This window comes from Vibrio sp. 10N.261.55.F4 (assembly GCF_041470465.1).
GTDB classification, from domain to species: domain Bacteria; phylum Pseudomonadota; class Gammaproteobacteria; order Enterobacterales; family Vibrionaceae; genus Vibrio; species Vibrio crassostreae_C.
In genome coordinates this window covers 342,662-356,912 of the sequence record NZ_JBFRMM010000002.1, presented here as the reverse complement: position 1 = coordinate 356,912, position 14,251 = coordinate 342,662, and the positions used below count along the sequence as shown (strand labels likewise).

The 14,251-nt window shown below is 46.3% G+C and carries 2 protein-coding genes; both read left to right on the top strand.

Going from position 1 to position 14,251, the window contains the following annotated elements; all coding sequences use genetic code 11:
* Window positions 1-277: 277 nt before the first annotated feature.
* Window positions 278-10,672 (top strand): hypothetical protein, encoded by a 10,395-nt coding sequence (locus tag AB4249_RS02330; protein WP_372102315.1) that lies wholly within the window; start codon window positions 278-280, stop codon window positions 10,670-10,672.
* A 27-nt stretch (window positions 10,673-10,699) separates the two neighbouring features.
* A complete protein-coding gene (locus AB4249_RS02325) occupies window positions 10,700-14,215 on the top strand; it encodes a hypothetical protein (protein WP_372102263.1) in 3,516 nt (1,171 codons plus the stop codon).
* Window positions 14,216-14,251 lie beyond the last annotated feature (36 nt).

Below are 14,251 nucleotides of genomic sequence, written 5' to 3'. Positions count from 1 at the left end.
TCTTGATTCTAATTTAGACATCAGATTCTCTATTTAACATCTTCAGTAATTTGTTTTTTACAGATGTTAATTGTTCGGATTATTTGAACTGTATGTTGCGCATGTCCCTACCTAATAGGCTAAGTGCCAAATTAGTGACGTCAAATCTATGGCTTTTTGCCTAGACACTTGTCAATCTACTGTGAAGTGCGCGTTAATGTTCAGATACAACCTTGCCTTTTTCTTATCTATTTTATTGATTCCATTTGCCTCCTATGCGGACACAACGGGTCTTGTTATGGATCTGTCTGTTGACAGTGCGTCTTATGACAACGACCAAGAGGTGGCTTATACGCTTGTTTTAACGAATGAGTCGGATAAAGCTATTGCTGAGTTGGACGTTAAGGATGAGCTGTTAAATATCTTAACGACAGATGACCAAGGGAATAATGTCAGCGCGTTCTCGCAAGTCTCGACTCAAGCGCAATCCTCCTTCCTGTCATCTCCAGGTGATTACAGTCGCTTCGGAAACTTAGATGCATCAGGTGTGCGTATTGCGGCTGGTGGGTCAGTGACCTACACCATGGTCGCCACCGTTTCTGCTAACGCAGCCGGTACGATTGATAACTTCGCAAGTGCGAGCACTGGACTATTGGATGCTGTTGAATCAAATACAGAATCCATTCAGCGTGGTGTGTATCAACATGATGTTGTTGTTTCGGTCGATAAAGCGAACTATCAACTCAATAACAAACTCACCTATAAGATTAAGGTTTCGAATACTGGCGATACGTTTATTCAGGCGCTCGACGTTCAAGATGTCATTTCAGACATAAAGGCACTCAATATTGAAGGGGCTTTGCAACAAGCCTTTACTGACAACGTTAACTCAGTAAGCAAGGTTGAAGGCAGCAAAAGCGATCCAGGCACCTTCGCCGAATCAGGGGACTTATCAGTAAGTGCTGCGTCGATTGATATAGGTGGGTCAGTGACTTACGAAATTCAAGCGACCGTTGCCGACAATTTAGTCGGCGACATTGTTAATGACGGTATAACCGCTGAAACACGCGATGACTTGGTCACAGTGGATGAGGTTATCACTCCACCCACTGAGCCTAGTATCACCCTGACACATACCTTGAACCAATCGGATAACTACCTAGTCGACGATGAGTTTTCCTATACGGTCACGGTTGCTAATCAAGCAAACACTGGTATCGCGTACTATTATTCGGTTCAGCAGTTTCTTGCGGATCTTGAAACCGATCTAGGTAACGATGTCAGCAACGAAAAGAACGCAACTGACACGGTTGGTAACCCTTACGATTTTTGGACCAATGAAGTGACCTCGATCGGTTCTAATAGCCTTTCTGAACTCAATGCATCTGGAAAGGAGTCCAACAAGTCACTAGAAGACAAAGTGTCTATCTATCCCGGTGAGCAGATTGTTTATTCCGTTGTGGTGGACGTTAGCCCTGTGTCTATTGGTCAAATTCCCCAAGTTGCAGCCCGAGTGGTTGATGCTGATGGCCACGCAGATTCTGGCGATGCTTTGGCCAATATTCTCGATTCGAAAGACGTTCTGACGACGTCATCAAGTCAAATTACACGTAATAAGAACACCACAGATACGACTTATGTTCCGGGGATAGTCGGTGATAACGAAGTGGTCTATGACATTGTTATTTCTAACAAGGACACAGAGTTCTTCGCCAACGATATCGAAGTTGTCGATAAATTTGCTTGTATCGTGACAGAGCAAGCGGATGGCTCTAATGCTTCAGCATTTTCCGAGTGGAAGCTTGAAGTCGCTGATAGAAGTGGTGAAGGATCGAATTATGGTTCATTTAATTACAATACTTGGACAACAAACGACATCAATTTGAAAGTCGACCTCGCACCTGAGGGCTTCGTTCATTATAAGCTGACCGCAAAAGTGGCAGACACCAGTGTGGGGCAGATTGTTGATGATGGTACCGATGCCGGCTTGTGCTTAGGGGATAACTTAGGCGAGTCGGGTTCTGGCGTCCAAATGCCAAACTCGAAATTAAAGGTCCAAAAGGAAGTGGATTCTCGTTACTACTCAGCTGGCGGTACCCTGAACTACGACATCACGGTAGAGAATAACGGTGACGGCTATGCGATTGATATACCGGTTTATGATGATTTAGTCTCTGTCATGACTCAGTCTATTAATGATACACCGACTAAAGCGTATTTGAGCTGGATTATTACTGCGAAATCTTATGCCTCTGACGGCTCAATTTCGACAAACAGTGATCCCGGCTTTACTGATGACATAGAAGGTAATCAGAAGAATCAAAAGATCTTAGATGTGAAGGCAAAGCTAGCTCCACACGATAAGATCGTTTATAGCATTGCCGCGATCGTAAACCCCATTGCCGATGATGAAATCCGTAATGAAGTGACGGTTGACAGCGTACTTTATTCCGATAGAGGCTCATACCCACGAGATTACTACTTAGTATTGGATAAGCGTGTTGATGGTCATGACGAACAAAACGCGTATACCGACACCACCAATACTGTCACTTATACGATCAGCATTACCAACCCAGCAGGGAACGGTTTCGCCTCTAACATCAATGTTAAAGATGAAATCAGTACCATAGAAGCAGAGTTACTTCACGAGCCGGGTGAAACCAAGCCCGTGTTCTCTTCGTGGACGATCAGTGCAGAAAGAGAGGCAGACTCCCCGTGGGTGAAAGCCGTGACTGACCCTGGATCGTTCTCGGATAACAATGATCTGGATGCCACCGCTCAGCTCCCGCCAGGTGCGACGATTACTTATACCATTGTTGGGACACTCGATCGCAGTGTCGACAGTGAGATTCTTTGGGGAGCATTCACCAATACCGCAACAGTGACGGGACCAGATACTAATCTATCGGATACGGTACGTACCTATCCTAGCGAGCCGAATCTTGTAGTCGCTAAGACCGCTCAAAATACCGACTTTGTTGTAGGTGAGCGCGCTACGTTCGATATTTATATCTATAACCGCGGTGTTGGCTATGCAAATGACGCAACGGTACAAGATAGTATTTCAGCGCTTAACTTCTTTAATAGTTGGACAATTGTAGGTTCGACCAACACAGATAAACCGGGTTCTCGTTACGGTGACATTGCTAACGACACTGACATCGATACCGACGTTGATATCACTCCCGGAGGGTGGGTTCACTATGAGGTGAGCGGCATTGTTAAGTCTGACTATGAAGAAGAACAAGTATCGAACCGTGTTGATGTTTACGATCCTATTACAGACCGTGACCACAGCTCTTCCGCTCAAATAGATAACTCACACAGTACCTATGACATCAATGTTTCATTAGCCAAAACGACCGATGTTGTCCGCTACACGCCGGGTGAAGATCTCACCTACACCATCGTTATTGGCAATAACAGCGACACTGATGAGACCGATCTTATCTTCATGGATCGCCTGAGTGAGATCACTACTACGCTAGCGAATGATAAAGATGGTGAAGTAGAAGATGTTCTTAATCAAAACCCGTTTGACTATTGGTCTGTTGATACTGGCTCTGGTTTCGGCCCTCAAACGACTGAAGATGTGGAGTTCCCAGTTTCAATTCCGGCCAAAGACTTTGTCACGGTGCGTATTAAGGCGCATGTCAAAGACAATGCGGTATCTAACGGTGTAGCGGACAGAGACGGCGGCATAATCCGCAACGAAGCCGTGCTGATTCATGATGATAATGCCGGTTGTACTGACGATTGTGAGTATGCCAAACGTGCCGTGGCTGAAAACCATCAGGTACATAATAACGGCGGCGTTGTTCGCACTACTAACATTAACCGCTACTCTCCGGGAGATGAGTTGACTTATACCATTAGGTACAACTCTCAAGATGGACATGGTTATCGAAACAACGTAGACGTTAACGAACTGATTAATGACATATCAGTGGAGCTACAAGATGGCAATTCAGGTAATCCATTTTTCGATGATTCGGTAGGTTCAAACAAGTTTACGGTGGCGGTTGCTAAGAGCGATCCTGCGAACGCGGGTACAACAGATGGTACCAAAGACGGTGATGTTGCGAACGACACTGACATCGTAACCTCGATTGATATCGATGCTGGCGAAGACGTGACTTACACAGTAACAGGTACCGTAAGACCGGATGCGGTCGGTGATATTCATTATCGAGATACCGTCGTGATTCCCGATGGCTACCATTTAGATTTTGATAAAACGACTGATGAAGCGGTGTACGAGCCCGCTCAAACCGTGACCTATCACTTAGTGATTGAGAATGACGGCAAAGGTAACGCTCACGATATTCCAATCGTCGATAACCTCGAAGATATTACGGTCAGCTTAGTGGATGGTAATACAGGACCAGCGTATTCAGATTGGACCATCACATCGATCGCAACTGGAACTGATTCTGAGTATGTGGATGCGGGCGCAGGTGCTGGCAATGTTTACACATCAACCAACAGTAACCTAAATGTTGAAGCCGATATTCCGATGGGCGCTAAGCTTGAGTACCAAGTTGTCGCGACCATCAATGACAAAGCCAATGGCGATGTTGTTAACGTTCTAACCGTCGATGGCGACACGATATCTCATAATATTTCGCAAACTGGTCGCAAAATTGATTACGAAAAAAACATTCTGGCTTACTACGACACGGATGGTAATGAGTTGGTTGGTGCTACCAATTACATGCCTGGCGGCTACATCGAGTATGAAATCCTAATCGAGAACATCGCATCGGCGCACGTTGATGACATTAGCCTGCGTGATGATATCGACCAGATAACGACTCAATACTACGATGGAACTCGCGGTTCGGCGTTTGATAGTTGGACGATTGAAACTTTCGCTGATGGATCGGGGATTTCAGATCCTGATGTAGATAACTCGATTAAAGACAATCAACCGATTGATACGCACTTTGATATATCGGCAGACAACTTTGGCGGTGTAGTATTGTCATCGTTTGTGCGTTACGTCATCAAGGCCAAAATCAGTCCGAAAGCAGTAGGTTCTTTCACTAACCGAGCGTACATCGATGAAGATGACGGAAATGAACTAATTGCCGTATCTCCACCTGCAAAGATGGCTGAGCCTGAAATTTCGTTCTCTAAGAAAGCATTTTATGACGCAGGCCTCTCCTCGGCAAAGACTGAGTATTCTCAAGTCGCTGGTGAAAGTGAGGTTTACTACCGAGTTCAAATTAAGAACACGGGTAATGGTATTGAGTATGGTTCTCGCCTTGAAGATACTATTTCTGCAATTCAGACTCGCATTGCAGAAGATGCCTCGACGTCTGGCACTGACCCTGTCGGCCAGCCATTTTTATCTGGTTGGGAAGTGCAGCTAGAAAAAACGGCAGCGGTAGGTTCGATTACAGACGCGATTGACTTTGTTCCGGGCAATAACATCAATATTGATAACGAAATTGTTATCGCGCCTCAAGAAAGCCTAACGTTCACTATTCATGCTCAAATTCGTGAAGATGCATTGGGTGACATTCAAAATAAAGCGACGTATGACGGTAGTGCTCGAACAGCGAATTTAATGCCGCTTGAAAATAATACCAGTGTTGAAAAACGGGTGGTGTCGATCAACGGCAACCCGTTCAATGATGGTGATACCTATCTTCCGGGTGACGAAGTTGAGTATGAATTTGTAGTCACAAACCCTGAAAACGGTTGGGCGAATGATATTCAGATCAAAGACACAATCACAGACATTCAAGTCGAAGTGATTGGCGGTAAAACGGAATCCGCTTTTGTTTCTGGCGATATAATCCATGAAGTCAGCAATGGTATTGATGCCAACATTGATACCTATGTACCAAGCTACAACACCAGTGGCAACCTTGATATTGAAACCGATATTGCAGCGGGAGAAGTGCTGACCTTTAACTTAACCGGTGTCGTTCGTGACGACGCTTTGGGCACGATTGATGCGAACCAAGTGACCGCAGGAAGTGACTCTGCAACGTCGCAAGTGATACCACCTAAAGATGCTGAACTCGATTACTTCAAAACCTTGGTGTATACCGATGGTGAATCGGCAGGGTGTTCTGTTCCTTCAAACGATGGCAGCGGTTGTACTTACGCACCACGTGGTGATGTTGAGTATCAAGTTACGTTAGATAACACAGGCGATAGCATCGCAAATGACGTGAGCGTTATTGATGCGATTCACACCATTAAAACCGAAGATGGCGATGATGCGTTCTCTAGCTGGACAACGGCTATTGCGGTTGAACCTGTTGGCACTTATGACGTGCAAGGTAACTACAACGGTAGCGTACCATTGAATGCAACTGTCGATCTTCGTCCTGGTGAGCGTATTGTGTTTGACGTGAAAGGCACCGTGTCGACTTCAGCGACAGGCACTATTACCAACACGGCGCAAGTGAACGGTGATAACACCAACGACATCGTACTTGATCCGGGCCGCTCGAATATCCTGATTGATAAATGGACGGATACGCCTGAGTACGTGCCGGGTGGAACAGTGAATTACTACATCGACATCACCAATGACGATGTGGATTCTGGCCTGTTTTCGATTCGTGACATCATCAGCGGCTTTGAAGTCGAAACCGTCGACGGCTCAATGAAAACGGCATTGACAGAATGGACGGTTGATTACGATGTGCTTTATAACTCGGCGCCGTCAGACCCTGACGCTAATGATTTCTCAGAGTTAGATAAGCTAGTTGGTCAAAACAGTCCTGACATCGATTTACCTGTTGAATCGATCAAGATGGCAGGGCGTGACGATGCCGGTACGGGTGGCGGTGATAAGTACACAGTTGTCCGTATTCACGTCCAAGGCAAGGTACGAGATGACGCGATTGGGCGCTTTACTAATACGGCTTATCTACGACATGGTTTGGACGATTCAAAGATTGCTCGCTTACGAGAAGGCTTTATCACTCCGAAGTCGGGTCAATTGGTTCTAACCAAAGAAACGACGCCAATTGCAGAACCTGATGCCAAATACCAACCGGGTCAACCAATCTCATACAAGGTCACTGTGGCTAACACGGGTGAAGGTTACCTTGTCGATCAAGTTCTAACCGATCGTATCGACACTATCATGACAGAGGTGGCTAACAGCCCAGATCAAGAGCAAGCGTTGACAGGTAATTGGATCATTAGCGACGAACAGCTTGATGGCAGTGGCGATCCAGCCCTGAACGCTCGCAAAGATGTGGTTAATAACGCACAGGGTTATAGTGCGACTTACAGCATTCACCCGGGTGACAGTTATTCATTTGTCGTGACCAACACTGTTAATGATAAGGCCAAAGGCGAGATCACTAACGTCGTTAAAGTTGATAGCGACGACGGTGAGCACTCTGCAGACGCGACCTACATTCCAGAAGATGCGCAAGTTGAGATCACTAAAGATGTCGATAAAGCAGAGTACCTTCCGGGAGAAACACTTCAGTACACCGTGACCGTTAAGAATAACGGCTTAGGTTGGGCTGAAGATGTTGCTATTGAAGATGCGCTGAAGTCGGTTGAAACCACGATTGCAGGTGGTACGACTGAACAAGCTTTTGACCCTGCTTCAATCCAAATATCGGCGGTATCGACAACCGGTGAAACCCCAGTACCGGATGCAACCCGTGGTGAAGACCTTCATGAGACGCTCGATATTGCGCCTCAAGACAGTATTGTTTTCACTATTCAAGTTGCGACTAATCCGTTGGCGACAGGCGATATTACTAACATCGCATCAGCGACCTTTGACGGCACAACATTTGATGACAGTGCTACCAGTACACCAGTGTTGGCGACGGTTTCGGTCAAGAAGACGGTTGATACGCCATCGTATGAAGTAACCAAGCTGATTAACTACGACATCACCGTAACCAACAGCTCTGATGCGTTTGCATCTGGTGTTCAACTTCAAGACATCATCAGTGACATTCAAGTCGACACGACCGCGGATAAACAAGAGTCGGCATTCCTACTATGGGAAGTGAGCTTTGACGCCTCGGATGATCGCTCTGTTGTCACTCCCAAGACGTTCGACTTGAGTGAAGATATCGATGTGAGTATGGATGTGGCGCCACAAAGTACCGTGACATTCCATGTTAAGGCGTTGATTCGTACGACGGCGATTGGCGATATCAGTAACACGGCAACCATCACTTATAACGGAACACCACAAGACTCAACGGTAGTCATGACACCGAAAGACTCTGAGTTTGTTGCGACGAAAACTAACGTACAAACCGAGTATGAGCCGGGTGGTGAGCTGGAATTCTTGATTACCATTGAAAACACCTCTAACAACTACATCAGCGATTTAAGTGTTGTCGATGACATGAGCACGATAGAGGTGGGCTATTACGATGGTACCACTGGGCCTGCTTTTGTTGCTGGAACCACTTCTTTGGTTGTTGAGTCAACCACGGTAGGAACGACGACGGAGCAAATTAGCCCGATTGAGTACAGTGTGGATATTGCACCGCACGGCACAGTTGTGTTCCGCTCAAAAGGCACCGTAGTCGATACCGCGACCGGACACATCATTAATACTGCGCAAGTAGATGGCGGCGATGTTATCAGTCCTCCAGTTCAAACAGTTGCGGCTGTGGTTCAAGCTGAGCTGTTTACCGATGCCCCGTATTACGTGCCGGGAGAGCAGGTTGAGTATCACTTAGTGGTGCAAAACATAGGCCGAGGTATAGCCAAAGATGTCGCGCTTTACACCCAGTTCTCTGAATCCATGGGTGATCATATTGATGGTAATTTTAGTAATGCGTTTGATGAATGGACACTAACGGCAACATCAGAAGGGGCTGAAACTCAACCTGGCACCTTTGATGACGACAAAGACCTGTTCACCTTGGTCGACATATCGCCGGGCGGCAAGATTGATTACACGTTCACATTGACGGTCAACGAAGACATGCTGACTAATATCGATGTGCTTGGATACTACCTCGACTTAACTGGTAGCCCAGCGATGCGCGCTCGTTCTAAAGGCATGTTGGCCTCTGAAACCTCGATGCAGGCAGTGGCAGATCAAGTATCTGCTTTGGATTTGCCGCCAGTGGGTGCTGATCTGGTTGTTGAAAAACGTTCTGATAAGCCTGAATACACCGAAGATGACGACAGTGTCACTTATTACTTAGCCGTGACCAACAACGGTCAAGGTAACGCGGCTAATGTTCGTCTAACCGATGAGATCAGTGGACTACAAAACAGCACAGGTAATAAAGTCTTTATCGATTGGACAATTGAAGGTGTGGAAGTCGACGACTCAGGCGCGGTTATTCAGCGTCATTCTTTCCCGTCGAATAAAGACTTAGACACTACCGTTAACCTCAAATCCAACAAACGAAATGCTTACGCGTTTGAGGTCGTGGGTACGCTAGGTAAGGGCTTGGATGACGACATTACCAATACCTTTACGGCGACCGAATCTGACGGTACCGAAACCAGCGACAGTGTAACTACTCATATCAAGAAGATTCCTGATAATTCTGGAGAGTTGGAGCTGACCAAGTCTGCGTTGCAAGATACCGCGCAAGTGGGTGATGCGGTTGAGTACGAGATCATCGTTGAGAACAACAATGAATCTTACTTTAAGAACGTGACTGTGGAAGACCGTTACCCAGGTGGTCTGAAATACATCGTGGATACATCAGAAGTTGTGCTAAGCGGCATTGATGGTGAGTTCGGTACGGAAGACGATCAGGTTATCTCTCAAGATCCATCAGATACGGGCAAGTTAATGTTCACATCGTTGAACTTTGATCCGGGCGAGAAGCTGCGTATTCGTTACTTATTGCGTGTCTCGGTAGGTGCCACTTTTGGTGATTACATCAACACCGCAGTAGCGAAGGTTGATGGCTCGGCTGTTTCTAATGAAGACACCGCCAAAGTGACCATTGAGCCGGACAAGGTGTTCGATACCTCATCGATCATCGGTAAAGTTTTTGAAGATCATAACAAAGATGGATTCCAAGCTGATGCAACCGCGTTTGATGTTGAGCTAACTGCGAACTTAGCAACACAAGGCTACATCGCTGATTCGACGCACATCATTCGTGATGGTCAAGACGTTGCTATTCAAGATGGTGCGATAACCACTGCACTTGAACAAGGTTTGGAGCTTGGTGACCTTTGGGGACACTCAGTAAATCGAACACTGCCAGAAACCAGCAAAGTGGTGATTCAATTTAAAACTCGCACGCAGCAAAGCTTTGATTTCTACGTCACGACTGATGCGGGCTCTCGCATCGAGTTCGACGCACAAGGTCAGATTCAGTTTAAGCATGAATCCGATAAGAAGAAGGGACTGAGCGCGGAAAATCTCAACGTAACCAGAAACCTGTATCGCGATGGTGAGGATTACCTGTGGGAAATCGTTATCGAGAACAAAGGTATTTACGAAGATGGTATTCCGGGCGTTAAGTTGATGACGGTTGAGGGAATCGTTATTTACACAGACCAGTACGGTCGTTACCACGTGCCCGACCAATGGGTACTCAATAAGAAAGGTAAGAACTTCCTAGTGAAGTTGGACACTGATTCGCTCTCCACCTCCATGGAAGTGGTAAGCGAAAACCCGAAAGTGTTGCGAATTACCCCGAACAAGCTCACCAAGTTCAACTTTAGCGTTCATCGCAAAGACCAACAAAGTGAACAGAAGTAAGCCATTGGAACCGTATCTGGAAATTGTATGAAAGTATTTAGTAAGTCTCGTTTAGCGACGTGTTTGTTGACTGCCATCCCTGTAATGGCGGTAGCGAAAGACACAGGTAAGCTTGAAAAACTCGGTTCTGAGACGACTGGCATTGAAATCACCAAGCCGAACCAAGACCAAGACAGCTCGCGTATTTACTTAGAGCAAGGCGCTATTTGGGCAAGCCGTGACATCACTCGCTTTGACCCAGTATTAGATGTCAGTGTCAGCGATGAATTAGAAGTCGAACAAGGCACACTGCGTGACAGCGTCGGTTTCACCATTACCACCAACTACGGTTACTACATCAAAAAGTACCAGTTGGAAGTGTACCGAGTGGGTGACTTTGGTCTGTCTGAGCCAATCGCTGTGCTTGAAGGCGATAAACTGGCGAACGACTCTGACATCAATTGGGATGGTCAAACTGATGTTGATTATCAGTTTGAGGTCGGTGAGCAGCTGATGTTCCGCCTAAAAGCGTGGGACAAAGATGGCAACATGGATGTGACCACCGTTGGTGTGACTGACTTAGTTAAGCCGGACTCTGAAGTCGATATCGACCGAAACGATAACGACGATGAAGAGAGCAAAGGTAAAAGTTACGGACAGGCAAAGCTGATGCGTCACAACATCCCGACCAATGCGGGTTTAGCGAAGTTCATCGGCACTGGCTTGAAAGGCGTAGATAAAGTCATCATCGGTGAAGATGAATTTGATGTCGAAGATGGCAACTTATATGCAGAGCAGTACTTACCAACAGACTCCTACATTTTCCCTACCAAGGTTGTGTTTGATAACGGTGATGAACGTCGTTACAAGCTGTACGTTCGTATTCCAGATACGTACTACGCACAAACCGGTTTGGCTGATCTTTATGTTGGTAAGAATAATGTGTCTGGTAATAGCGATGCATTAAGTGTCGATGACCAGTATCAAAATGACATCTATAACCAAGGTCGTTTAGCGTACTTTGGTCAGGGTAAATTTGGCGACAAACTTCGTGTAACAACTCACTTTGATACGCGAGAAAGTGAAATCAAAGACATGTTCAAACATCCGTTCGCCTCAGACGATTCGGATGTGTTCGATATCCTCGAAGACGACGATGAGCTTTATTACGGTAACTATGGTGACAGCTCAAACATCGAAAAAGTGGTCAACACCAAGGGCAAGGTTTACCTCAATGTGGAATACGATAAGTCTCAATACTTGTGGGGTAACTACAACACGGGTTTAACAGGCACTGAGAACAACGATTACAACCGTAGCCTCTATGGTTTCAAAGCTGATTATCGCACTCGCGATACTACACAATACGGTGAAGATCGTCTGAACATGGTCGGTTTTACCGCAGAAGCAGATTCGTTGTATGCACACGATGAGTTCTTGGGTACAGGCGGCTCTCTGTACTTCCTTCGTCATGGTGAAGCGGTACCGGGAAGTGACAAAGTTTACGTCAAAGTAAAAGATGAATCTGGCCTAGTGCAGAATGAAATCCCACTTGAGCCGGGCGTCGACTATGACTTTGACCCGTACCAAGGTCGCATTATTTTGACCAAGCCACTCGATAACATTCTATCCGACAGCTTTGGCAGCGTGATTGAAAACGGCGATGATTACGAAAACTTTCTGGTTGTCGACTATGAGTACGTCCCACAAGGTTCAGATTCATTAGATGCGATGTCTTACGGTGGTCGTGCTAAAGGTTGGATCAACGATTACGTTGGTGTTGGCGTGACGTATGCGACTCAAGAAAAGGACAATCAAGATTACGAGTCTTATGGAACGGACTTAACGCTACGTGCAACAGAAGGTACCTACATTAAGGCTGAGTTTGCACACAGTGAAGGTACTCAAACTGAGTCGAATTTTGTCTCTGTTGATGGCGGCTTAACCTTTACGCCAATTGGCGACACATTGGAAGACCGCGAGGGCGACAGTGTCCAAATCACAGCTGTCACCAGCCTTTATGATCTTGCTCCAACCATTTTTGGTGCTGTTGGTAATGACCTGAAACTTTGGTATCGAGACAAAGACGCGGGATACAGCTACGCAAGCAGCAGCGATGATTTAGAGCAAGAGGCATACGGTGCTGAACTTCGTTTGCAAGCTACCGATCGCTTGGCGGTTCTCTCTCGCTTCTCGACCAATGAAGAGCGCGATGTCGATGGTAATCTAGAAACAGATACTGAAACGATTGAGATTGAGACTCAAGTTAAAATCACCGAGCACATTAAGGTTTCGGCGGCAGGGCAACAAACTGAAGAGCTTAACCAAAACGACGAGCACAGTGATGCCACCTTAGCGGGTGTGCGTTTGGAATACATGTGGGACAGTGAGAACAGCGTTTACGTCAAAGGGCAAAAGACCGTCGACCAGTCGGATGACTATGATGAAAACGACAGCGCGTCGATTGGCGCTGAATTCCAAGTGTTGGAAAACTTGTCTCTTGGCGGCGAATACACCGATGGCGACCGAGGCCAAGTAGCAGAAGCGACTGTGACTTACGATGTAACCGATGACCACTCAACCTACGTAACTTATGTAGATGATAACTACGAAGGTCAAAACAACGTGATTGTTGGTCAGCGTGCAGACCTCACCAGCAGTGTCGATTTTTACCAAGAGAACCAGTTTGTTGATGAAAATGATGGTCATGGCCGTATCGACTCGTACGGCTTTGGCTATGATGTGACGGAAGATGTCGAGATGGGGATCGGTTATCAGCTTGGGGAAATTGAAGATGACCAGAGCATCACCACAGAGCGTGAGTCCATCAGCTTCAATGCTTCAATTGACCTAGATGACATCACCCTAAGCCACAAATTTGAATATCGAGTGGATAAGAGTGAAGACGACCCTGACATCGCTCAGCGAGAGCTGCAGCAAATCGTGACGACCAACCGTTACACGCATCACTTAACGGAAGAGTACACATTGTTCGGCAAGTACAACTACTCCATTACCGAAAGCGAGACTACGGGCGAAACCATGGCGCAATTTACCGAAGCCACTGGCGGCCTCGCGTATCGTCCGATCTACAACGATCGACTCAATTTACTGAGCCGCTACACCTATATTGCAGATTTCGACCAACTGGATCGCGATGTGGATTATCAAGACGAAACCAGTCAGATCATTGAAGTTGAGGCGATCTATTCGATTGACCAACACTGGGATATCGGTACTAAGTACGCCCATAAAGACAAACAGCAAGCTTTTGAACGAGCATCTGGTTCGAATGAGCTGGTTAAAAGCGATATCGACCTATACGGATTAAGCGCTTCTTACCGTGTGATGAAAGAGTGGGATGTGACGGGTGAATACCACTGGAAAACAGACACACTCAACGATGAGCTAGAACACGGTGCGTTAGTTTCGGTGAACAAGCACATCGGCGAGAACTTCAAAATGGGGATTGGTTATAACTTCTCTGCGTTTGATAGTGACTTAACCAATGATGACGACTACGACGCATCCGGCGTGTTTATTAACTTAGTCGGTAAGATCTAAGCATGCCCCAAAGTGGGTTGAAAGTTAAGAGTTGAG

What these genes read in the sequence shown, in the direction of transcription:
- AB4249_RS02330 (WP_372102315.1), top strand. Translation starts at nt 278, where the DNA reads ATGGATCTGTCTGTTGACAGTGCGTCTTATGACAACGACCAAGAGGTG.
- AB4249_RS02325 (WP_372102263.1), top strand. Translation starts at nt 10,700, where the DNA reads ATGAAAGTATTTAGTAAGTCTCGTTTAGCGACGTGTTTGTTGACTGCC.